Annotated in this window: 20 protein-coding genes and 2 pseudogenes; 5 read left to right on the top strand and 17 right to left on the bottom strand. The window is 38.9% G+C overall.

Going from position 1 to position 24,738, the window contains the following annotated elements; genetic code table 11:
- The 10 genes and pseudogenes from F886_RS09010 to F886_RS08960 all read right to left on the bottom strand — a co-directional run bounded on the left by F886_RS09010 (position 1) and on the right by F886_RS08960 (position 12,099).
- Entirely contained in the window at positions 1–2,628 is a 2,628-nt protein-coding gene (locus tag F886_RS09010) for a type VI secretion system Vgr family protein (protein ID WP_005303988.1), read from the bottom strand.
- Between the two features lie 217 nt (positions 2,629–2,845).
- Positions 2,846–3,250 (bottom strand): hypothetical protein, encoded by a 405-nt coding sequence (locus tag F886_RS09005; protein ID WP_005303985.1) that lies wholly within the window; start codon positions 3,248–3,250, stop codon positions 2,846–2,848.
- A complete protein-coding gene (locus tag F886_RS09000) occupies positions 3,247–3,513 on the bottom strand; it encodes a hypothetical protein (RefSeq protein ID WP_005303983.1) in 267 nt (88 codons plus the stop codon). Before F886_RS09000 ends, F886_RS09005 begins: the two co-directional genes overlap by 4 nt.
- A 132-nt stretch (positions 3,514–3,645) precedes the next feature.
- Positions 3,646–3,894 (bottom strand): annotated as a pseudogene (locus tag F886_RS20530) (RHS repeat-associated core domain-containing protein); the annotation flags it as partial.
- A gap of 434 nt (positions 3,895–4,328) precedes the next feature.
- Positions 4,329–4,580, bottom strand: coding sequence for a hypothetical protein (locus F886_RS08990; RefSeq protein WP_005303980.1), 252 nt, complete (start codon positions 4,578–4,580; stop codon positions 4,329–4,331).
- 361 nt (positions 4,581–4,941) lie between these two features.
- Positions 4,942–5,736, bottom strand: a pseudogene (locus tag F886_RS20525) (RHS repeat domain-containing protein); the annotation flags it as partial.
- A 64-nt stretch (positions 5,737–5,800) separates the two neighbouring features.
- Positions 5,801–6,784: a PoNe immunity protein domain-containing protein gene (locus tag F886_RS08975; RefSeq protein ID WP_005303972.1), complete on the bottom strand. Its 984-nt coding sequence runs from the start codon at positions 6,782–6,784 to the stop codon at positions 5,801–5,803.
- 14 nt (positions 6,785–6,798) lie between these two features.
- Positions 6,799–8,199 carry a hypothetical protein gene (locus F886_RS08970; RefSeq protein ID WP_005303969.1) on the bottom strand — a complete coding sequence of 467 codons (1,401 nt, stop codon included), beginning with the start codon at positions 8,197–8,199 and terminating at the stop codon, positions 6,799–6,801.
- On the bottom strand, positions 8,199–11,099 hold the full coding sequence (locus F886_RS08965; protein WP_005303966.1) for a type VI secretion system Vgr family protein: 2,901 nt from the start codon (positions 11,097–11,099) through the stop codon (positions 8,199–8,201). The genes F886_RS08970 and F886_RS08965 overlap by 1 nt, the downstream gene beginning before the upstream one ends.
- Positions 11,100–11,202: 103 nt before the next feature.
- Entirely contained in the window at positions 11,203–12,099 is an 897-nt protein-coding gene (locus F886_RS08960) for a LysR family transcriptional regulator (RefSeq protein WP_005303963.1), read from the bottom strand.
- A gap of 98 nt (positions 12,100–12,197) precedes the next feature.
- Here F886_RS08960 and F886_RS08955 point away from each other — a divergent pair, with 98 nt between their 5' ends.
- From F886_RS08955 to F886_RS08940, 4 genes are all read left to right on the top strand, one after another.
- Positions 12,198–13,538: an MFS transporter gene (locus F886_RS08955; protein ID WP_005303961.1), complete on the top strand. Its 1,341-nt coding sequence runs from the start codon at positions 12,198–12,200 to the stop codon at positions 13,536–13,538.
- Entirely contained in the window at positions 13,531–13,932 is a 402-nt protein-coding gene (locus tag F886_RS08950) for a hypothetical protein (RefSeq protein WP_005303957.1), read from the top strand. The genes F886_RS08955 and F886_RS08950 overlap by 8 nt, the downstream gene beginning before the upstream one ends.
- A gap of 95 nt (positions 13,933–14,027) precedes the next feature.
- Positions 14,028–14,972 carry an ABC transporter permease gene (locus F886_RS08945; protein WP_005303951.1) on the top strand — a complete coding sequence of 315 codons (945 nt, stop codon included), beginning with the start codon at positions 14,028–14,030 and terminating at the stop codon, positions 14,970–14,972.
- Entirely contained in the window at positions 14,972–15,853 is an 882-nt protein-coding gene (locus F886_RS08940) for an ABC transporter ATP-binding protein (RefSeq protein WP_001000088.1), read from the top strand. The genes F886_RS08945 and F886_RS08940 overlap by 1 nt, the downstream gene beginning before the upstream one ends.
- Before the next feature lie 50 nt (positions 15,854–15,903).
- On the opposite strand, the gene F886_RS08935 is transcribed toward F886_RS08940, so the two are convergent.
- From F886_RS08935 to F886_RS08915, 6 genes are all read right to left on the bottom strand, one after another.
- Positions 15,904–16,926 (bottom strand): ABC transporter substrate-binding protein, encoded by a 1,023-nt coding sequence (locus F886_RS08935; protein ID WP_005303948.1) that lies wholly within the window; start codon positions 16,924–16,926, stop codon positions 15,904–15,906.
- Positions 16,923–18,734, bottom strand: coding sequence for an allophanate hydrolase (gene atzF, locus F886_RS08930; protein ID WP_005303945.1), 1,812 nt, complete (start codon positions 18,732–18,734; stop codon positions 16,923–16,925). Before atzF ends, F886_RS08935 begins: the two co-directional genes overlap by 4 nt.
- Positions 18,735–18,746: 12 nt before the next feature.
- The gene (locus tag F886_RS08925; RefSeq protein ID WP_001118704.1) at positions 18,747–19,181 is read right to left on the bottom strand and encodes a CopG family ribbon-helix-helix protein; all 435 of its coding nucleotides are present in this window, start codon (positions 19,179–19,181) and stop codon (positions 18,747–18,749) included.
- 4 nt (positions 19,182–19,185) lie between these two features.
- Entirely contained in the window at positions 19,186–19,311 is a 126-nt protein-coding gene (locus F886_RS19790) for a hypothetical protein (protein WP_001000625.1), read from the bottom strand.
- A 171-nt stretch (positions 19,312–19,482) separates the two neighbouring features.
- Positions 19,483–20,022 carry a hypothetical protein gene (locus F886_RS08920; protein ID WP_005303941.1) on the bottom strand — a complete coding sequence of 180 codons (540 nt, stop codon included), beginning with the start codon at positions 20,020–20,022 and terminating at the stop codon, positions 19,483–19,485.
- 87 nt (positions 20,023–20,109) lie between these two features.
- The gene (locus F886_RS08915) at positions 20,110–20,463 is read right to left on the bottom strand and encodes a winged helix-turn-helix transcriptional regulator (RefSeq protein ID WP_003651027.1); all 354 of its coding nucleotides are present in this window, start codon (positions 20,461–20,463) and stop codon (positions 20,110–20,112) included.
- 92 nt (positions 20,464–20,555) lie between these two features.
- On the opposite strand from F886_RS08915, the gene F886_RS08910 reads away from it, so the two are divergent.
- Positions 20,556–21,092 carry an NAD(P)H-dependent oxidoreductase gene (locus F886_RS08910; protein WP_005303935.1) on the top strand — a complete coding sequence of 179 codons (537 nt, stop codon included), beginning with the start codon at positions 20,556–20,558 and terminating at the stop codon, positions 21,090–21,092.
- Positions 21,093–21,132: 40 nt separating this feature from the next.
- Here F886_RS08910 and uca read toward each other — a convergent pair whose 3' ends face one another.
- Positions 21,133–24,738, bottom strand: a complete 3,606-nt coding sequence (gene uca, locus F886_RS08905) for an urea carboxylase (RefSeq protein ID WP_005303932.1) — start codon at positions 24,736–24,738, stop codon at positions 21,133–21,135.

Raw genomic sequence — 24,738 nt, 5'->3', positions numbered from 1 at the left:
TTAGTCTAATATCACTTTTGCTGATCCATTTTGAGCAGCTTGAGTCTGTTTAGCAGAACAGTCTGGTAAATCTAATGCAGGTGGATTTATTGATGATCCTCCCATAAACAAATGCTGCCCTGCTTTCACCTCAAGCTTACCGCCCGTAACAGGGAAAATACCCGAACCATTCAACTTAACTTGAGATCCACTTGCAGTCAGATTAATTTCAGTTGGGCTAGTAATAAAAACCGTGTCTTCAGTTGAAGTAATTTGTACGCCCTTTCGAGCAATCACATCTAAGCCATCACCTTGTGCCTGAATTTCTACTTTACCTTGACCAGCAAAAAGTCGAGCACCCTCCTGAGCGGCAAACAGACTAATCTTTTGGCTCGCATGACCCACTATACTTTTTTGTGTACTGAGATTAATACTGTCACCAGCACTTTGAGTGAGCTGACCATTTGCGCTGAGATGTATATCTTCATTACTACTTACAGCAATACTTTTTGGAGATGCCAACAGCATCACTGCCGATTGAAACTCAGCAGCCTTTTTAGGATCTTCTTGTTTAAGAACTTCTAAGAAAGTCTGAATATTCTCAAGCATATCTAATGGATCAGTTTGCTGATTTTTAGCAACTTCACTGAGTGCCTTGGCATTATTTAGGCTGCCTTCTATTTGTTGCTTGGCTTCGTTTGCATCTAGGTGTACACCTTGAGCTTGATCCTGCTTGTGGGTACTAAGGAGTAAACCACTGCCTGCTCTTACTGCACCCCATTGGTCTGTTCTGAGTTCGAAACCTTCACCACGGCCTTCGCTCTCCGCCTTATCTTTTGGATGGCTTAAGTTACCCAAGTTTAGTTGGCTTGCTGCATGGCTACTTTGTAGTTGGGCACTGATTTGCCCTGTGGTGTCATCAAAGCGTAGCTGGTTAAAACCCTTACCGTCGACTTCTTCGGAGCGGATACCACTGAGCTTTTTAGTGTTGGGTAGTTGGCCTTTTTGGTCGAATTGCGTTGGGTGACGTTCAGCCTCATGAATACGACCCACCACAAACGGGCGGTCAATGTTGCCGTCAAAGAAGTCGATCACCACGATCTCGCCTACGCGAGGCAAGAAACGTGCGCCATAACCCTCACCTGCCCATGGGGTTAATATATCGACCCAAGCCGAATCGGTATCATTATCGTTACTTCCTGCACCACCATCATGGCTATGGTCGTCAGTTCTGGTAAATAGGAAGCGAACTTTAATGCGCCCCCATTGGTCAACATGGATACTTTCGCCTTCCAAGCCCACCACTCTAGCGCGCTGCGGGTAAGCAGCTGGACGGTGCTCTAACGGATGGTACTCAGGAACAGTTTTAATATTTCTACGCGACAGAATGAGCTCATTAACCTGACGCTCAGTCTGGTCATTTAGCCCTGATTGATTGTTTTGCCAGTGGCTTTGACTAAAAAGTTGATTGATTTGCTGTTGTAAATCTTTAGGCAAATTATTTTGCAGATAGAAGCTTTTCCCAACAATCAGAAACTCTTTGTCTGATCCGCTATGAGTATCTATTTCAGGATGTTCATCCAATTCAAACCAATAGCCAACTTGCGCATCACGTACCGTGGTTTGTGCATGAAAGTATTTTGATTGAAATGCATAATAATCAGATAGATTCTGATTGAGTTTTTCTAACTGCTGGTGACCCGATGCAGTGGCTTGGTCTTCCCCATTTAAGTCTTGCATCCAAGCAGGACTGACATGCCATGCATGTTCTAGACTTAAACTCGCATTATCCTGATTAGCACTATGACTATGCTTTGACTGAACACTACCCATACCTTCTTCTTGACTTAAAGCATCAGCCTGCCAGCGTTGCACATGCACGGCTGTAGATCGCAAGCTCCGAGTTGGCACAAGGCTTGTCATACTGTCTTGCTGTTCAACAGCACTACTGCGGTGATAACGGATATTTCTTCGGTCTAATGCTAAATATGATTCATTATTATCAATTAAACGTAACTTTTGTGATTGAATCTCATCCGAGCTATCAGTAACAAACAACTGAGCTTCATCAACTAACCAGTTAATGCCTTCACTACGCCAAAGTCGGGTTAAAAACTCATAATCCATTTCGTTACTTTGCATGACAAAAGGTCGAACATCGTAGTCTTGAGTTAGGTTTTTTAAATCCAAAGTTAAGGCAGAAGCAAACAACGAGCTTTTGTTCCGCCACTCAGTAAATATAATTTCAGTAATGTCCCGTACACTTTTATTCATAAATACACGGCTATTTCGGCGTTTATGCCATAGCGCGGTCGGATCTTGTAATCTCAGTTTATACAATGTTAATGAACCATCACTCTGCCCCTGACTGGCTTCGGTAATAATTCCCGTAGTTCTAAATAGCTGCCCCTGATCAGTTACTTGATCGACTGCAACCTGACAACCAATAAATTGTTTTAATGAAATATGGGCATTAGTAGAAACACAAAATAACTCAGCAGTCAGTCCTTCATTTAGCTGATGCTGTCCTTCAATGCTTTGCAAAAAGACTTGAGTATTCAATGATGGATTAGAAAACTGAACATGAAGCACGCGTTTTTGCGAGCTGATACCCAAATCTTCTAGAATTCTATGTATATGAGCTAACATCTTTTTTATGAAAACTTTGTCAGGATTGGCATTATTTTATAAAATACAGAAACATCTGTCTATTTTGTAAAGAGAAACTTAACCATTTGAATACACGAATGAATGGGGATGCTATCCGTGATAAATATAAAAAAATGAATTAACGAGTTATGTTATTAATTAAATTTTAACGATTATTAATTTTTTAGTATTCCAAGAAATTTATTAACAGCCTCTACTAATTATTTAGAAATTCAATTTTTATTTTTTCAAAATTTTCAACAGGAATGACTACTTTAAAACTTCCTATAACTTTAAAAAAATTTTTAAATTTACTTTCTCTCAAACCATATCCACTGCTATTACCTTCTCTCACGTCATACATAAAATCACCAAAATCTGTAGAAGGAATATAAACTCCATTTTTTACATTTAGTGTGTCTTTTATATTTTCAATAGATAAAAAACATATACCATCACTTTTAGTCGAAAAACTACTAAAAAAGTTTTGAAAAGGAAAAGTGATACGAATAATTTTATCAAAATAATCATGAGCTATAGTCAACGTAATTTCATCTTGATCACAACTCAAATCCAATAACTTTGAATCATCACTGTTTTCAGTTATTTCTAATAAACTCATGGACATCCTCGAGCCTTTTCATATTTACTATAAAAGTCATCTACCATACCTGAATTTTCAATTTTGTCTCTCATAAATAAGTGCCCTTTCTTCCCACTCACGTCATAATTCAAATGAGGGAAAGTTGAGGTACCAACGCCTTTACCCCAATCTCCATGATTCCAATATACAGTATCTCCTTTAGCATTTTTCCAACCATTCCGCTGACCTTTTTCATTATAACTTCTCACAGCCCCTGGCCCCCAACATTTTAGATCCAGCATTCATTGCATCATTTTTATTATTAAATAAGAAATCATCTTTCCTAGCATCATCAGCACTAACTTTTTTCCGTCTGCATTAATGTAATTTACTAACTTTTTAGTATTACGACTTCTCGCATTAATTGGTAAGGTTTTATTTCTACTTCTTAAGCCTAACAGATCAATCCAATTATTAGGATTGGGTGCATAAGAATACACATTATATTCACCCAGTAATCCAATCGGATCTTTACTAATAAACCGACCTACATACGGCGAATAATAACGATAACGATTGTAATGAAACCCAGTTTCCTCGTCAAAATACTGACCTTGGAAATGGATGTTGTTTGAAATAATTTCACTATTTTCAAAGAAATTAGATTTTGCTTTTTCTCCTTTGCCATTTCGAGCATAGTTCTTCGTGTAAAGCCTTGCTTTGTTGAAACGAACTCTCCCAATCTTATATTAAGTTTTACAGATCATTTGACATAGGGAATCACTCATTTCCTGAGACGTATTCAAATGAAAAATATATTAGAGAAAAGCTATTAGATAATGATCTAATTTAATAATCTTTAGATATTGATATATCTAAAATTCTCAGACAACAGAGAATTCCAGATATATTTTAATGACTTTCTAATCTTTTCTATCAAAATAAACAGAAATATCTTGAAATATCAAACCATTCAATTCCCCAGAAAAATTAAAATCATCATTTATTGATTTTATAAAAATACCATTCATTTAACTAACAATTAAAGATGATTTCTAACTTTTTCGACCACTCTATTAGATGATTAAAGATAACTTTCACAAGAGTTCTAATAATTTTACCCCCCATCTTCAATAGAATTTATTTTTACTATAATCTCATCTTTAGTAAGTGAAAATTCCCCCTCTTCGCCTGCATCCATTCCAATCAATTCATCAAGAAAATTTTGTAAATCCTCATTGAGTTCTAAATAATCCATATCAAGACGAATTAAATATGCTTCTCTAGCAACTATCCGATAATCAAATATTTCATTTTCTAAAATTAAATGAAGTTTATCTAATACTATTTTATCAATATTACGTAACATTATAGAGGACACCCTTTTTTTATAGCTCGCCCTGATGGAGTTGCTTTACCTTGATCTATATCTGCTTTTGTTGGTGGATAATGTGGAATATCCACAACCTCACCGTTTATCATCTTAGGATGTACCCTATTTACATTACCATTATGATCATATGTTTCCTCCCATACTCTAACGGTACCAGTTTTAGGATTAATTTCTGTAACATGGGATCTTCCTCGAGTTGGACCTTGAGTCTTAGCTAAAGCCTCTTTTTCATAATATCTTATTCTACCATCACTTAGCTCTCGTGTTTTAACAGCTTTATTTTGAGCAGACTCTACAGCCGATAATTTTCTTTTTAATTTTTTTGGTCTGTCTCATTACTTAACCCCAAAGGATCAATCCACCCAATAGGACTAGGACCATATTGATAAAGGTTATATCCTCCCAACAATCCAATCGGATCTTTACTAATAAACCGTCCTACATACGGCGAATAATAACGATAACGATTGTAATGTAACCCTGTCTCTTCATCAAAATACTGACCTTGAAAACGGATATTATTTGAAATAATTTCACTATTTTCGAAGAAATTCGACTTGGCTTTCTCTGCTTTACATTCCCCCAACCTTTATATTCGGCTTTCCAAACAATGGCACCTGTTTGGTCACTCATTTCCTGTGGTGTGCCTAAATGGTCGCAGTGATAGAACCATACATCATCAAAACCTTGGCTTTGTTTTACCGTATTCCACAATGGGTCTTTATAAATACTATATGGTTTATCTGTCCAGTCTTGGGTTTGATGTAGCTCAATTGTGTGATGATACGCTGCTTGCAACAAAGGCACGAAACTATCTTTTTTAGTTATATCAGCGCTAGATTCATAAGCTAAAGTATCACCATCCCAACCATAAATAATGTTCTTGTCCAGTATGGTGATGCTTACTTCTTTTTTGAATACGTCGGCCTAAAGCATCATAGCGGTATTCTGCCGTGTATTGATTGTTTCGGCTACGAACAAGACGTACCAATACATCCCACTCAAGATTTAAATCACCTTGTGATGATTTTTGTCGAATCAACTGTCCAAAAGCATCATATTGATATTGCTGGTCAAGATATTCTTGTACGATGTTATTAACTAAGCGGTTATAACCAAGACCTTTTTCATCTAACTTTTGTGATATAGAACCCCATTACATAATGGGGCTTTTCTCACTTATATACTTTAATTTTTTATTCTTCTTTTTCAAACTGCCAGTAAACCTCTCCCCAGTCTTGTTTTTTAATTTCTGGAAGAATCTCTCCAGCATTAAAATATTGTCGAGAATTATTACTAGCTACTGTAAACCAATAACCCGATTGAGGAGCCTTCTCACCTGCCTTAATCGCTATTCTATTATAATTATTTAATAAATTTTCCTCTCCTGCTGTTGGATTGAATGAATGATAGAAAGCAATTAAATCTTTAGGATAATAAAGATAATCGTATAATTCTTTGTCATCATTTATTTCCAATAAAATAACGGCACAAGCAGCTTCAAAAGACCAATACCCATAATATCCACCATCAGCTTTATGGGTATCATGCCAAGGTGCACCTGCTAAATCTTTATACCATTTCTTTAAAAATTTATGTAAATGCTTCAGAGAAACCTTGTTATCTTGGTTTACAAAAGCGTTTGAAAGCTCAAAGTAAGGCTGGGGAAAAAGAACATCAGAACAGTCAAAACGATTATCATCAGAAAAAGCTAAAAATTCTTCAATGATCCAGTCTTTACCTCCATTTTCTTGAGTCTCTCCATCTACTAATTTGGCAACACTCACCAATAAGTCATTTCTTTTTAATAAATAACAAAGACTAATTAACCAAATATATAAGCAATAATCATCAAGCAATTCTAAATCAAAGACACTAAAATTTGGATCTTTATAATAAGTTCTTTGCTTTTCAGATAAGACATTAAATAAATTTATAACACTCTCAAAATCTACACGTAAGTGATCAATAGATCTTCCAGCAGTATAGTCTAGTATAAATAGATCAAATTGATATCTTGCAGCTATAGAATAAGAATCAATCCATCCCGCTTCAACATCCTCATCACTATTAGATTCACCTAAAAAGTCTTGAATAGCATTTACTAAAGCAGCTCTGGTAGAGAGATAATACTTTTCATCCAAAAATTGTTGTCTTCGATTAAATTTATAATCTAGCATGCTATTACTTCCACTTACCTATTATTAACCACTACACTAATTTCTTTATCAGTCCATACTCTCGTCGCATGATGTGAAGAGTGATCTTTATCACTTACTTGTTGCTTTGCTAAAAATTTTAATAAAGCAACTGCATGCTCAACAACTTGAAGCCCACTAAAGAAAATAACATATCGTTCATATCTTCGCTTTTTTAGTATAATTGGAGCCAATTGAATTCCTACCGCTTTTACAAGGCGGTTAGTTATCCAATGATGACTCATTTGAACAACTTTACCTTTCGAATCTCTATACTTTTCACCACCTAAAGTTAAATTTTTATTATTTGCACTACTTCCAGTACGTGTTCTTGACCGTCTTCCAGACTTTTGTTGCTGTTGAGGTATTGATTTATCTATACCATTTTTATCGTTTGCATCCCCTAACAATTCTTTCAATGAAGATGCTGGATTCTGGCTGCATTTTGCCTCTACTATCACATAAGGTTTTGCATCACTCGTGTTTTTTTTCCATACACCATCAATTCCGCGTCCACGGCTCTTTGTAGAAAAAAGATTAACCATTTCACCCTTATCATTTAACTTATTAGGGTTTTTCGTTCCTAATTTATCATGAGATGAGTTTCCCCATCCCTTAACTTCTTGACAATAATAATCTGCCATATGTTCCCCTAAAATCCCTTTATATTTATTTGATAAATTTGTTATCGCTGTTTGGGCTATAGACGAATTATTTGAAGTTTTTGATTTCCCTTGATTTGTATTATGAGTATTTTGCCCCCCATTTGAAGGTGACTTAGGTTTTGTGGTCTGTGTTGTTGATTTTTTACCTGCATCAGCCGATGTTTTCCTACTTTTTATAAGCCACCCATCAACCTCTTTTTTAAATTCTTGTAGTTGTTTTCCCAAATTATTTCTTATTTGATCTACATTTTTACGAGCAGCTGGGCTTAACTGATTAAGAATTTTTTGATTTGTTAAGATTTTATCTAAATTTTTCTGTAAAGCATTTAAATCCAAACACTTTCTAATTAATTGTTCTGGATCACCTTTTCCAAATTTACGAATACCATCTAAAATACTATCTATTGGCAAAGCACCCTTTTTAACACTTTTAAGAGACATTTTAACAGCATCACCACCGCCAGGAACGAGCCCAATTAAAGCTGTAATTAGGTCAAACCAGCCTGCGGCACTAGAAGGATTTGCAGTTAAAATAATTATAGCTTTAATAATATCTCTAGCATCTACCAACTGCCCTAATACTGGTACACAACCAATAACGGTTTCAGCAATAATTGCCCAGCCCCCTGTGCTATCACCTTTAAGAAAAGTCATCGTGTCTTTTTTTAAGCTTTGCAACCAACCACTCGGGACTGAATCAGCTGAACGTTTATATTTAGCGACCGAACCCATTATTTACTCCCCTTTTGTAAATCAGATGTTAATTTTTTATAACTATCTTCATCTAGAAATGACCATAAATCATCTTCTAATTGATCGTCATCTTCAATTACAGCATCTAAATCATCTGGCTCATCTTTAATAAACTCAGAAGGATCCTCTCCATAATAGATTTCTGATTTACCAGAAGGAATATTTTCTAATTTTGCGTATCCTTTGCTATCTAAGACTCCCTCTCTATAACTACCATCTTCAAAAAAAACTTTAAATGGCGCACCTTTAACTGGAGATAAATCATCATAATGATAATTAAGTTCCATCCAATTATTTAATTTACCTAATAAGGGAAGACCTATATTCTGACTTTGCGCACTTCCTCCCCCCATAAATAAATGCTGCCCAGCTTTTACCTCAAACTTGCCACCAGTGACAGGGAAAATTCCTGAACCATTAATCTTGATTTGAGATCCGCCCGCCGTGATAACGATTTCTTTAGAAGCACTAATTTCAATTTTGTCTTCTGTTGAAATAATCTGAACAGCTTTACGGGCAATTAAATCTGCTCCATCGCCTTGTGCTTGTATTTCGACTTTGCCTTTGCCTGCATAGAGTCTCGCCCCTTCTTGAGCTGCAAAAAGGCTGATTTTATTTTGGGCGTGTGCAATCAAGTTCTTTTGTGTAGACAGGTTAATACTATCGCCCGCAGTTTGGCTTAACTGAGCATCTGCGCTTAGGTGAATGTCTTCATTACTGGCTAAAGCGATACTGTTAGGTGCAGTTAATATCATCAAGGCTTGCTTAAAAGCGGCAGCTTTGTCTTGATCTTTTTCTTCAATTTGTTCTATGAACGTTTTTAAGTTCTCAAGAACTTCCAATGGATCAGTTTGCTGATTTTTAGCTACTTCACTGAGTGCCTTGGCATTGTTAAGGCCACCTTCTATTTGTTGTTTGGCCTCATTTGCATCTAGGTGTACGCCTTGAGCTTGGTCCTGTTTATGGGTACTAACGAGTAAGCCACTACCAGCTCTTACTGCACCCCACTGATCTGTTCTAAGTTCAAAACCTTCACCTCGACCATCACTTTCCGCCTTATCTTTTGGATGGCTTAAGTTACCTAAGTTGAGCTGGCTTGCTGCATGACTACTTTGTAGCTGGGCACTGATTTGCCCTGTGGTGTCATCAAAGCGTAGCTGGTTAAAGCCCTTACCGTCGACTTCTTCTGAGCGGATACCACTGAGTTTTTTAGTATCAGGTAATTGGCCTTTCTGATCGAACTGGGTTGGGTGGCGTTCAGCTTCGTGAATACGCCCCACCACAAATGGACGGTCAATGTTGCCGTCAAAGAAATCGATCACCACGATCTCACCCACGCGAGGCAAGAAGCGTGCACCATAACCTGCGCCTGCCCATGGGGTCAGCACATCGACCCAAGCCGAGTCAGTGTCATTGTCGTTACTTCCCGCTCCACCGTCATGGCTATGGTCATCAGCTCGGGTAAACAAGAAACGGACTTTAATGCGTCCCCACTGATCGACATGAATGCTTTCGCCCTCTAACCCAACTACTCTAGCACGCTGCGGGTAAGCTGCTGGTCGGTGTTCTAGCGGGTTATATTCAGGGACAGCTTTAATATTGCGTCGAACGACATTCAGCTCAGCATAGTGGCGCTGCTCTGGGTTTTGGTTATCGAGTTGAGTGGCCTTGAGTTTGTCTTTTGGCAACAAGCGTTCGAGTTGCTGCTGTAATTCTTTCGGTAAATTATTCTGGTTATAGTAGTGCTTACTTAAGATTAAAAATTCTTTATCAGCGCTGTCATGTTGATCGAGTTCTGGGTGGTCATTCAGTTCAAACCAATAACCGACCTGTGCATCACGGACATTACCTGAAACCGTAAACTGTTTAGAACTCAGGTGATGATAAGCATTAATATGCTGGTTAAGCTGTTCAATCTGGCTATTACCAGAAGCGGTGGCTTGGTCTTCACCCTTTAAGTCCTGCATCCAAGCTGGGCTAACGTGCCATGCATCTTCAAGATTCAAGCTTGCATTGTCATAGTGTTCACTGTGCTTTTGCGTGCCTTGTACACTGCCGCTACCTTCTTCTTGTTGTAGGGCATCGGCTTGCCAGCGTTGCACATGAACTGAAGTCGGTTGTAAGCGGCGCTCAGCTTTAACTTGGGTAATGGTATCAAACTGTTCTGTGGCACTGCTGCGTTGGTAACGGAGGCTACGGCGTTCAAGAGCTTTATAATTCTGATTTTCATCAATCAAACGTAGCACTTGTGGCTGAATAGACGCATTCGGATCCGCTACTAAAAGCTGAGATTCATCGACTAACCAACTAATGCCTTCGCTACGCCACAGACGGGTTAAAAAGTCATAATCGCTTTCGTTTGACTGCATCACAAATGGACGCACATCGTAGTCCTTCGTTAAACCTGCTGTGTCGAGCGTTAGACTTGAGGCAAATAACGGACTTTTCCCCTGCCATTCTTTAAACAGAATTTCGCTAATATCTCGCACGCTTTTATTCATAAACACTCGGCTATTGCGGCGTTTATGCCAGAGTGCAGTTGGATCTTTTAAAGTTAAATTATAAATAGTCAGTGAGCCATCACTTTGCCCTTGGCTCGCTTCAGTAATAATGCCTGTTGTTCTAAAGAACTGGCCTGTATCGGTGACCTGATCGACAGCAACCTGACAGCCAATAAATTGTTTTAATGCAATATGCGCGTTTGTCGACAGACACAGTAACTCAGCAACACTGCCTTGGTTGAGGGTATGTTCACCCTCAATGCGCTGTAAGAAGACTTGATTGTTTAATGATGGGTTGGAAAATTGCACATGAAGTACACGATTCTGCGCGACCAAACCGAAACTATCTAAAATTTGAAATATTTTATGGGACATCATTATTATAAAACTGAGTCATAATCATCGATATTTTATAAAAAACAGACAGAATTGTCTATTTATATAAATTAGCTTATCTTCCATGACTTAGATATTTTTTAGTTTAACTGAAAGAAAGATTGACTATTAAATAATCTATAAATGCTCTCGTTTTGGCCGGTAAATTAGAGGTATGAGGATAAAGTAATTGAATACTTTGTAGCGGTAACGAAAAATCAGGAAATAACCGAATTAATTGATTTTGTTGAATATCTTCATCAACTAACCATGCAGGACAAATCGCCACACCTAAAGATGAAAGAGCCATTTGATGAATGGCTGTTACCGAGTTTGATTCATACTGACTTCGAATAAAAGGTAATGAATATTGCTCCCCTAAACTGTTTTGCAAAATATATTGTGAATCTTGCCAATTTAATAAAGTGTGGCCAATCCAAGGAACATCTGCCAAATCGGATATATTTTCTATAGGATGGTCTTTTATAAACTGTGGAGTAGCCACAAGATAAATTGGATATTCTCCGATTTTTCGAGTTTTTAGAGATGAGTTTTTTAAATTTCCTAGTCGTATAACCAGATCTAATTTTTCAGTCACTAAATCATCAAGCGATGAATTAAACGAATACTGTAAACGTAAACCTGGGTAAAGCCGACAAAACTCAGGAAGCAAAGGCAGAATGAAACGTTGGCCAAACTCATTGGTAGACGAAAACCGTAAAGTGCCTGTAATGCTTGTACCTAAGTGTTGGCTTCGTTCAAATGCCTCATCAATCTGAAGTTGGATTTGTTTAAAATCCTCATAAAAATGCTGACCGATTTCAGTTAATGCAATATTACGGGTGTTGCGAATTAATAGGCTTGTATTGAGCTGCTTTTCTAATTGTTTTATATCAATACTCACCATTGATCGGCTTAAGCCTAAAATTTCAGCAGCCTTGGTAAAAGAACCGGAATCAACGACTTGTAGAAAACTGGTAATTTGCTTGAGGTTTTTTTGCACAATTAAGCCAATTGTTTAAAATTATCAAACAATGATTTTACTTCGCTTGCATCGACAATAAAAGAGCTGGATCTTACCCTGCCTGCACGGAGGTAGGTATGTCTTATCGATATAAAATAGCAACAGTGTTTTTACTTGGGTTCTTTATTGATTGCATCAACATTTTTATGTCTGCAATTGCATTGCCTAATATTGCATCGTCATTTTCAGTTAGCCAATCCATGGTCGCGTGGGTAACAAATGCTTATATTCTCGGCCTCATTTTAATTATGCCCATGAGTTTATGGTTAGCCACCAAACTTGGGAACCAAAAGTTATTATGTTATTCGATGCTGTTATTTTCGATAAGCATTTGCTTTATTGGCTTTAGTGAATCGATTTATAGCTTAATTTTTTGGCGATTTATTCAAGGCGTAGCTGGAGGCTTATTAATTCCAGTCGGGCAAGCTCTCGTATATGCATTATTCCCGAACCAAGAACGCCAACGCATTTCTACATTAATTATGGCAATTGCTTTAATTGCGCCAGCTTTTTCACCTGCGATTGGGGGCGTGATTATTGATTCATTAAATTGGCGATGGGTATTTTTATCAAACCTTCCTTTTTCTTTACTGGCAGCAGCTCTGGCATGGTTATGGATTAAAAAAACAGAGAATGTATCGAGTGAAAAACCAGACATAAAAGGCTTGGTTATTTTTAATATAAGCCTATTATCTTTATTACTCTCCTTTTCATTTTATAGTGATTACCATAACGCCTCATTCGCTCTAATTAGTTTTCTAATTTCAATTGGAATGCTTATTTTTTACATTCGACATGCGAAAAAAATTTCCCATCCTGTTCTTAATCTTGAGTTATTAAAAAATAAAAATTTACGTAATGCATTTATTGTCTATTACGCCGTTCCGGGCATTTTTACGGGCGTTAATTTACTCAATATTTTTAATTTACAGCTTAACTTTGGCTTTAATGCAAAACAAACTGGTTTATTCATGTTGCTCTATGCAACTGGGGCACTCGCAGCCATGATTAGTGGCGGCCTGCTCTATCAACGGTTAGGGAAAAAGTATCTTCTTATTATTGGAATAACCCTACATAGCCTTGGCATATTTCTTTTATTTTGTATTTCAAACACTAGCCCTTTGAGCTTTTTAGTAATTGCTTATTTATTGATGGGTATGGGTGGTGGTCTAAGTGCCAACATTGCCCAAATTAGCTCACTGATTGATTTTTCAGGCCAAGATTTATTACAAGGAAGTGTGCTCTGGAATATTAATCGACAAGTTTCATTCAGTGTCGGTACTGTTGTTCTCATTTCGATATATAACTTGATGTCTGGCTCAAGCGATCTACTTCGCTATCAACATACTTTTTTAATTGCAGCTTTACTCTGCTTACTGTCACTCATTCCCGTTTTAAAGGAGAAAACCCATGTCTAATCAAATGGATCAAGCCATTCAAAGTGTCATTGACCTACATGTTTTAATAGAAAATGTATTTACAGGAAAAAATGCAGAGCAAAGTCTGAGCCCGCTTTTAGATAGCTTTGATCAAAATTTTAAGATGGTCACCGTTCAAGGTCACAGCATTGGTTTCGCAGAAGTGAATAGTTTATTTAGTCAAAATATTGGAAACAAACCCTCTTTAAAAATCGACATTATTAAGAGTACAGCTTTATACGAATTTGAAAATTATTGTTGGGTGCAATATCAGGAACATCAGCAAACTGATGAAACCGAAACATTACGCACTTCGACGGCCTGCATTAAAGTAGACGGCGAAAAATGTTATTGGGTTTATTTACATGAAACTTTAGTTCCCTCATCTTCTTAACTCATCTGGAGCACCTTAAAGATGGCACCTATTTTGCTTAACAATATTACGTTTTATGAAAATCGTAATACTGATCAAAATGGGGAGCTCTCGATATGGGTTATGTTGCAAAGGAATTTACGCGAAAGAACAAGCTGATTCTCAGTATTTGTTCTTTCGTTATTCCAATATGTCTTTGGTGCGCAATCAGTTACTTACCTTTTGTTTGGCATCCTCAAGTACAAATCACGAGTTCGGGAAGTGTTTCGTACTTACAAGTAGGAAGTCGCATTGATAAAAATGTGTTCTATCTCGAAGCACAAAATGCAGTCAATCGAAATTCTGCACCACCACAAGGTATTTTAGTCAATCCGATTTATTTACCCGCTCCCCATGAAGTCGCTAAGGCTTTGGTCACCGCCTTTACCACACCACCAGAACAACCTGATTCGCCGTGGTTTCATCAAAGTTTATGGCACAGTATTAAACTGGTATTTTCAGCCTTTTTTATCTCTTCCCTGATTGGGATTCCACTGGGTATTTTGTGTGGTTTTTCTAAGCGAATATCCTTATTGACGGAACCTTTTGTTGAGTTTTTCCGTTACTTACCAGCTCCCGCCTTTGGCGCACTTGCTGTAGCAATTTTAGGGATTAATGACGCACCTAAAATTGCCATTATTGTGATTGGTACTCTCTTTCAGCAAATTCTAATTATTGCCAATACCACCCGAATGGTTGATCGAAGCTTAATTGAAGCTGGCTATACGCTTGGTACCAATAAGCTCAAAAGTTTATTTCATGTGGTGATTCCTGCTGCCTTACCTGATATTTACCGTGACTTACGTGTGCTATTGGGTTGGGCTTGGACCTACTTAATTGTTTCAGAGTTGATTGGTACGACCTCGGGTATTACGTGGTTTATTACCCAACAGGCACGCTATCAAAACTTTGAAAATGTCTACGCGGCTATTTTGATTATTGGGGTGATTGGTCTGGTCTGTGATTGGGTATTAATGAAGTTAGGTGAACGGATGTTCACTTGGAAAGTAGGAGCAAAATAATGAACGATTCAACATTTAACGCGCATGAATACTTTCAAAAAATTTATGAACGTCCTGTGATTTTAGAAGCTAAACAACTGAGCCAAGTCTTTAAGCATGGTCAAAGCGAACGCACTGTTTTAAATAAGCTCGATTTAAAAATTCATAAAAGAGAATTTATTTGTGTGATTGGTCCTTCTGGTTGCGGCAAATCGACTCTAAGCCGTGTTATTGCAGGTTTAGACCCGTACCATAGCGGAGAAGTTTTAGTAGACGGCGAATGCATTACAGGCCCATGTCCTGAACGCGGCATGGTGTTTCAGGGCTATACCCTTTTTCCATGGAAAACTGTAAAAGAAAACGTGATGTTTGGTCCGCAAATGCGTGGCGCGAGTCAAATGACAGCCGAAGCTCAAGCACGTGAATGGATTAATATTATTGGTTTAGAAAAATATGAAAATCAGTATCCACACCAACTTTCAGGAGGAATGAAGCAACGCGTTGCGATTGCTAGAGCTTTGGTTAATCAACCTAAAATTTTACTTATGGATGAACCTTTTGGTGCGCTCGACCCGCACACCCGTCAAAAAATGCAAAAGCACTTGATGGATTTATGGCAAAACATTGATATCACCATTATTTTTGTGACCCATGACATGGATGAAGCCATTTTACTCGCAGACCGAATTGTGGCACTCAAAGCCAACCCAGGTGAAATTAAAGAAATAATTGAAGTTAATTTGCCGCGTCCACGCTCACTCGATTTGATGAGCACACCTGAGTTTAAACAACTGCGTTCACGGGTAGATTATCTGGTACACGCTGAAGAAGACGAGCTTGACCCAGCTTTACAAGACTTACCAAAAATTCCACGTATGACTCAGGTCAGTACAGAAAAATAAGAAACACATTAAAAAGCCCAAGTTCAACTTGGGCTTTTTATTTATTTGGCTTATTTGAGCTGTTCTATGAGTGTCGGATAAATCAGCCCATCTACATTTTGTTCAGTTTTATAAATCCCATTTTCGACGTTAAATTTATTGACGTGATAGGTCGAGCCATAAATCGAGTCAAAGCCATCAGATTTAGCAAATACTTTTTTATTGGCATTGATATCTAATAGATGTGTACCGCTAACCATCAACTCGTATTGTTTTGGGTCGACACCTGAACGGTTTGCCATGATTTTAACTGCATCGGCATGTGTTGCAGGGTCATTAATATATTTAACTATTTTGTCCCACACCTGAATAACTTTTTTCCATTCTTCTTGATGAGCAGTTAAGTGGCTCATGTTGACAGTCAAAGTGTCATAAATTAAACCCGGCTTGTCTTTAGAGGTATAAATAATTTTTGAACCAGCCACTGCTTTTAATGCCTGACCTGCAACAGGTTGCCAAACAGCGATTGCAGAAATATCGGGGCTATTAAACACTTGAGGTAATTGGTTCGTCGCTGAATTTACCAGCTTCACCTCATTGGCTTTAATGTTATGGTCAGTTAAAGCTGTTGCTAGTAAAAGATGATCAACCAAGCCTTTTTCAACACCGATTGATTTTCCTTTTAGGTCTTGAATGGTACTAATGCCCTCTTTTGCAATAATGACATCATTGCCCGCAGAATAATCTGTTGCCAAAATCATCATGCCTTGCGTGCCACCCGAAGCTGTTACCAAGTTATCGCCATTGGTGACCAAAACAGCATCGAGCTGATTTGCCGAAAAAGCTGAAAGCGACGCGGAATAATCAAACCATTTAAACTCTACATTTACCCCTGCTTCTTTTAACCAGCCTTTTTCAATAGCCACTTGCCAAGCCACCCAGCCTGGCCAATCACTATATCCAATGGTAATTGGTTTTGTATTTGTAGATGCCTGAGCGTCTTGTTTAGCCTCGGGCACTTTAGCGGTATTGTCACAACCACCCACTACAACTGCCGATAAAATAGATACAGATAACAACGCTTTTTTAATCATATAGAAACTTCCCCAACATTTTTACTAACAACACTTTGAGCGGTTTGATTGAGTGACTGTATATAGGCTCGCCAGCCTCCAAAATGGCTAATATCGGTTGCATCTTGAATGGCATACGCTTCGCAAATAAAGCCTTTGACCCATGTGCCATCTTTTAATTTCAGGTTCCCAATGCCAAGAGGTGCAGGTACTTCAGCCACAATGGCTCCAAAATTTGCTAAAGGAACATCCCATACTTCAACTTCAATTGATGTCCCTGCTGCATCCCATTGCAGCCCCGGCTTTGGTGGCGTGGTATTTTTTAAGGCAAAGAGTTTATAAGTTTCTGCAGTCTGAGTTTTCTTAAGCAAAGTGGCATTGCGACTAGTCAGCTGAAAATTAAGCGGCATACCTGTTAAGTGCGCTCCCACTACAGCAAGCTGCACGGAATGATTCGAGTGGATGTTTATACTTTTTTGATAATGTTGAGTTGATTTACCTAAACTCAGCGATGTTTCAGCTTGCCAAAGCTGTGCAAAATTAGCGAGTGCCTGATCGTGCCAAGCTGGTGCAATAAAGGTTACGCCGCTTGGTAGGCCGTCTTCACGGAGTACATTTGGTAAAGCTAAAGCCGAAAGATCAGCAAAATTGACAAAGTTGGTATAGGCCCCCATGTGCGCATTTTTAGTTAAAGGATCGGCTTCAACCTCGGCAATGGTGTAAATGGTTGGCGCTGTCGGAACCATCAAGGCATCAAAAGGTTGTAATGCCACATTAATTTTTCGAGCCAGAACGGCGCGGTTATATTCAGCTTGAAGTGCATCTGTTGCTTTGAATTTATCTGCCTGCGCAATAATTTGAGCAATGACTGGATGAACCTTTTCACGTGTTGTCATGCGTTCAACGGCGACTGTTCTTTCCGCTACCCAAGCATCGTTATATAGTGCAGCAGCAAGCTCATTAAACGCACTAAAATCAATACTCTCAACGTCATAGCCCAGTTTTTTTACGCGCTCGACTGCAACTAAAAAGGCTTTTTCAGATTCAAGATCGCCATAAAACTCAAGCTGAGCTGGAATAGCAATTTTTTGTTTAGAAAATTGAGTCGGTACATTGGCTGGATGTGCTCGTGAATATTCATCTATTTCATCGTAACCCTGCATTAAACTGGCAACTGTCCAAGCATCATCAATATGCAGCGCAAAAATAGAAATGACATCAATAGTCCGACAGGCAGGAATTAGACCTGTGGTAGAAAACCAGCCCTTTGTTGGTTTTAGGCCCACAATATTGTTATGGCCCGCAGGTACACGCCCTGACCCCGCCGTGTCTGTCCCTAAACTAAAAGGCACAATGCCGTTGGCAACCACTACTGACGAACCCGAGCTTGACCCACCGCTGATATATTCAGGGTTAAAACTATTTTTTACTGCACCATATGGGGAGCGAACGCCAACCAGTCCAGTTGCAAACTGATCAAGATTGGTTTTACCGACCACAATCGCCCCTGCTTTTTTCAACTTGGTAACTACGGCAGCATCTTGAGTCGCTAAATATTCAACTTCTTTACAGGCAGCAGTGGTATGAAAGCCAGCAACATCTATATTGTCTTTGACTGCAAATGGCACACCGTATAGAGGTAAGTCAGCAATATTCTGATCTTTTAAAATATCAATTTGCGATTGAATCTGCTCATTCGATGCAACTTCAATCCATGCATGGTCATCATTTTTAATTTCTGCAACATAACCAACCAAATCTCTAAGATCGATTTGCCCATTTTGATATGCTGTTTTCCAGTCTTGGATAGTCCATAATTTTTTCAACACACTACTCCTCATTTAGTCATTTTGCTGTATAGGTGGCATGACGGCATCCATCAGTTCTAAATGCCCTTTAATCACCCCTTTCAGCACAATAAATTGCTGGCTAATTTGTCTGAGTTCAGAACTCGCACCCTGCATTAACATGACTTGCAATATCTTTTGTTGGTCGAGCTGAATATGAAGTGAACTAATCACTTGTGCTAAAAACTGTTGCTGTAAATCGACCAATTGATTACGCAAGGTCATTTGGCTAGCGTCATAAAGCAGCGTCAAGGTGCCCACCATGACTTCATTGGCCTGCGCCTGCTCTGCAATTAAGTGTTTATTAATCATGTCGACAATGGCTTGCGAGCGACTTTCATAGTTCTGCTCGACAATTTTTTGATCGAGTGCATTGAGTGTCGATTCAGGTACAGTAATACTGATTCGAGCCAACTTTTGTTTTGCCACAGTCTTATCCTTTTGTTTTAGGCGGCTGATTGTTTTGCTTGATATATACGCCTGCACGTACGCTAAGCAATTCGACTAAAAAGGCTTTTAAAGTTGGCTTTGGTTGAACCACAGGTTTTACATCGTTCATATCGCACCTCCAGTTTGGTATTACCAAATTCATTTTTTGTATTACTAATATGAGATGCAGAAAATGTGCCAGTTTTTAAGCGTCGTTTTGATAGGCTTTATGGGTATTTATGAGTGATTTTTGGGCACAAAAAAGCCCCATGCACAGGGATGGGGCTATCTCTTTTAATTTTTAGTTATGTTTCAATAAATCATTCTGATTAAAAAGGAATCCATCTTTAGGAGCCTCTATCTTTATATTATTTATTAGAGTTTTAAAATCATTAATTGCTTTATTTGTATCGTTACCTTCACCTTCATATGTCACTAAGATAACTCCAGCATTGGTACCAGATGAAGCACTAATAAGAAAACGTTTATCAAAGTTGGTTGTAAAAACATTAGCTTGATAATTCATACCACTACTCAATGGAATATTAATATCCTCATTAACCAATGTTACCCCTTCCATTTTTAATAATCCCTGTTTAGGAATTTGTAGCGAAGCAACCAGATATTGCATACCCTCATCTATACCTTTGGGATAATATATCGAAATTATAACTGCTTGTTTACTTGCTTGTTTTATTGCGACAAGCTCTCCATTTTGACCTTTGCTAATATCCCAGTGATCTTTTAAATTAACTACAATATTTTTATATTTTACTTCTTGAGCGTAAGTCGGAGTAAGTAAATAAAAAAACATAAATGTTAGTAATAAAATTCTTTTCATAATAATTCCTTTTTTATTCTTGAAGAATCATATTAAATATCATTTATAGAGTCGAATCTATTCAATAATTTAATTTTGTCTTTAATCTTATGTCTGATTAATCATCGTATGTGCCCATACCGATAAAGACTCTAAAACAGGCTTGAAAGTCTGGCCCAATTCGGTCATTTCATAGACAACTTTAATCGGTGCTTTTTCACCATAAACAGTTCTGGATATTAAGCCGCTTTGCTCTAGCTGTTTAAGTTGGAGGCTTAAAGTCATTTCTGTGATGGTTGGCATTAATTGATTGATTTCATTAAAGCGTTTTGGCCCATCTTTTAGATAATACAAAATAACGCCTTTCCATTTTCCCCCCACCAAATCCATAGCCATACTGATATGACATGGATAAGTTTTTCCATTCATGGTGATTTCACATTTATTTTCAGTATTTGCCATTTTTAACGCCACCTATCAACTTTGATAGTTATTGTACACTCATACTATAAAAATTATAGTGACTATGATTTTTATAGCTACAAGGCATTATTATGGCTTTACTTATTTTGGCCCATCCCTACTACACTCAATCAATTGCAAATAAAACGATAGTGAATGAACTTACAAAAACCTATCCAGACCTTGAAGTGCGAGATATTTTCCAGCTCTATCCAGACTATCAAATTGATGTAAGTGCTGAACAAGAAGCGTTGTTACGCCACGACACGATCATTCTGCAATATCCAATGTTCTGGTTTAATATGCCAGCAATTTTGAAATTATGGTTTGATGAAGTTTTTACTTACCAGTTTGCCTATGGCTCTCAGGGCGACAAATTAAAAGATAAAAAAGTCATTATTAGTATGACGGTCGGGCAAAAAGAAGCCGACATGGTGAACGACCGAGAAAACTTAGCCGATAGCTTTTTAAAAGCGGTTCAATATTCAATTCAATATACGCAAATGCAGTTAAGCGCCACTTACTTGCTTTATGACGTATCACCTTTATCAGGCAATCCAGAGTCGAAAATTAAATTAGAAGCGGTTGAACATGGTCATAAAGTATTAAAGCATTTGACCGAAGCATAAGGTTTAAAGAGAGCATCAATATCGATGCTCTCTTTAGGGTTTAAGCGACAGGTGCCAAGGTAAATAGCACTTGTCCCGTTTTTACAGTTTGCCCTTTTTCAATGGTAATGGTTTCTACCTTCATGCGTTCGGGTGCAATAATTGGAATTTCAATTTTCATTGCCTCAATTACTGCAAGGGTTGCACCTTCTTCAACAATATCTCCCGACGCGCATTCGATTTTCCAGATTGAGCCCGGCATATGCGATTCGACTGCACAGCCTCCTTCAGGAATAACTACGGTTTCACCTTCATCAACTGCATCTAGGCTTTCAGAGAGATATTCTTGCAAACCGGCTTCATGCCAACGGCGGCGTTCAGCCTCGAAATTCGCTTGTTGCATGTCTTTAAAGGCTTGAATGCTGTCTTGATGTGTTTTTAAAAACTCGTTGTATTCTTTTAAGTTAAGCACACCATCTTCAATACGAAGTTGTAGCCGACCCGCCTTAAAGTCTTCGCGCATTTGCAGAAGTTCTGTTTCAGAGACTTCATAAAACTTCACTTGGTCAAAAAAGCGCAATAACCACGGTTTGCCTTCTTCGAAGTTGGCATTTTTACGGTAACGGCTCCACATTTGGGTGGTACGACCAACAAACTGGTAGCCTCCCGGCCCTTCCATGCCGTATACACACATATAGGCACCGCCAATGCCCACGGCATTTTCAGGTGTCCAAGTTCGTGCTGGATTATATTTTGTGGTGACTAGACGTTGGCGTGGGTCGAGCGGTGTTGCAACGGGCGCACCTAAATACACATCGCCTAAACCCATCACCAAATAGTTTGCGCTATAGACCACATCTTTAACTGCTTGCTTGGAAGCTAGACCATTAATACGGCAGATAAACTCGACGTTATCTGGGCACCACGGCGCATCTGGCCGAACAATTTGTGTGTAGCGCTCGGTGGCAAGTTGAGTTTGTGAATCTTCCCAAGCCAAAGGCAAATAGACAGTCCGTGAAGGCACCTGCATATTTTGAATATCGGGTAACTCGGCTTCTGCTTGCTGAAGTTTCTGTAAAAGCTCAAGTTGATCGAGCTGGATTGAATCAAAATGAATTTGTAGTGAACGGATGCCTGGTGTTAGGTCGATAATGCCCTGAATGTTTTGATCTTTGACCCATTGCATAAGCGCATGAATACGGAAGCGTAAATTTAGATCGAGTACTAAATCGCCATATTCCATCAATAAATAGCTATTTCCAGCTGGTCGATAGGTCACGCTTGGTAAATCAGTTTCACCTTCTAAAGTAGCTAAAACTGCATCTTTTAAAGTGTCGGGTTCTGCTTGAATGGCTGGGTTGAAATCGATCTGAGTTGTATTAGCCGCAGTTAAGCTTTGATAATATTTTTGATCGAGTGCTTTTGCTTGCGTGTAACTCACAGGCACAAATTTGACCTTATCGCCTGCTTTTAGCTGCCCGATTTTCCAAAGCTCGGAATGAATGACTACCGCAGGGCAAACAAAACCGCCTAAGCTCGGACCATCTGGACCCAAAATAATTGGCATATCACCCGTAAAATCAATTGCCCCAATCGCATAAGCATTATCGTGAATATTGGATGGATGTAAGCCTGCCTCACCGCCGTCTTCACGTGCCCACTCAGGTTTTGGACCAATTAAACGAATGCCTGTACGGCTTGAGTTATAGTGAATCTCAAACTCATTGGCAAAGAAGGTATCAATATCTTGTTTGGTGAAAAAATCTGGTGCGCCATGTGGCCCATACATGACTGCAATTTCCCAGTTTTGGGTAAAGCTAGGAATTTGCGCTTGAGCTAAAGCTGTAGTCGATTGAGTAGAATATTCAGTAATCGGCAGCATATCGCCAATCAATAAATTACGGCCTGCGTGCCCACCAAACTGCCCTAAAGTGAAAGTCGCCTGTGACCCTAAATAGTCAGGAACATCGAAACCACCTTTAACACCAATATAGCTACGGCAACCTGAACGGATAATCCCACATTTTAAAACTTGGCCTTTTTTTACATTGATGGTTTGCCACATCGGCACCAGTTCACCATCAAGTTTTGAAAGCATATCACCGCCTGTAATGACAATTTGGCTGTCGCAGTGAAACTTTAAAGTTGGCCCTTGCAAGGTACATTCAAGCCCTGCGGTATTTGGTTCATTGGCTAGAAGCTGGTTTGCCACCGTTAAACTGAGTGGATCGATAGCACCTGATGGTGGCACACCGACATCCCAATAACCTAATCGACCTGTTACGTCTTGAATAGCGGTTTGAATACCAGCCTGCAACACCTCAATTTTTTGAGTTTTCCATTCAAATGTATTTAAAAAACGAGTGGTTTGAGTACCTAAAGCAAACACATCACAAGCAATAATATTTTGCAAATATTCCAGATTGGTTTCGATGCCAGCCACTTGCGTGTTTGCAAGACTAGCACTCATTGCCTGTATGGCTTGCTCTCGGGTTGCAGCAGTCACAATAATTTTGGCGATCATTGGGTCATAAAAAGACGACACGGTTGAACCTGTTTCTACCCATGTTTCGACTCGAGCTTGCAGGTCAAATTTAACATGCGTGAGTAAGCCCGCACTTGGCTGGAACTGTTTAATCGGGTCTTCGGCATAAAGACGAACTTGAATCGAATGTCCTGTTGGTTCTAACGGTTCAGTCGGTGCTGACCAGTCACCACTTGCCAATGTAACCATCCATTCGACTAAATCGACACCGAACACTTGCTCGGTCACGCCGTGCTCGACTTGCAAACGAGTGTTGACCTCTAAGAAATAAAATTCTTGGGTTTCGGTGTCCATGACAAATTCAACTGTGCCTGCCGAACGGTAGTTCACCGACTGCATCAGTTGAATCGCAACTTTTTGAATGTATTCGCGTTGCTGTTCATTTAAATGTGGTGCGGGTGTTTCTTCAATGACTTTCTGATTACGGCGTTGCACCGAACAATCTCGCTCACCCAACGCTAACACTTGTCCTTGTCCATCACCAAAAATTTGAACTTCGATGTGGCGCGCATGCTGTACAAATTTCTCTAGGTACAAACCAGCATCTTTAAAGTTCACCTTCGCTAAATAAGACACAGTTTGATAGGCATCTTTTAATTCGGTTTCATTCCAGACCAAACGCATACCAATACCACCGCCACCCGCGGTACTTTTAAGCATGACCGGATAACCAATACGGGCCGCTTCAGTTAAGGCTTCAGCTTCGTCTGCAAGTAGTGAACTGCCCGGAAGTAAAGGCACGTTGCTTTTAATAGCCAGCTCACGTGCAGTATGTTTTAAACCAAAATCGAGCATTTGGCTTGAAGTTGGTCCAATAAACGCAATGCCTTGGCTTTCACACAAATCACAAAACTCGGCATTTTCAGACAAAAAACCATAACCAGGGTGAATGGCTTCTGCCCCCGACTGTTTTGCAACCTCAAGGATTTTTTCAATATTTAAATAGCTTTGATGAGCAGGCGCAGGCCCTATCAGGAAAGCTTCATCGGCCAAAGTCACGTGTAAAGAATCACGATCGGCTTCGGAGTAAACAGCAACTGAAGCAATACCGAGTTTTTTTAGGGTGCGAATTACACGACAGGCAATTGCACCGCGGTTAGCAATTAGAACTTTTTTAAACAT

This window comes from Acinetobacter sp. NIPH 542 (assembly GCF_000369825.1).
GTDB classification, from domain to species: Bacteria; Pseudomonadota; Gammaproteobacteria; order Pseudomonadales; family Moraxellaceae; genus Acinetobacter; species Acinetobacter oleivorans.
Note: the sequence above shows the minus strand (reverse complement) of the source record. Positions and strands in the feature narration are given on the sequence as shown.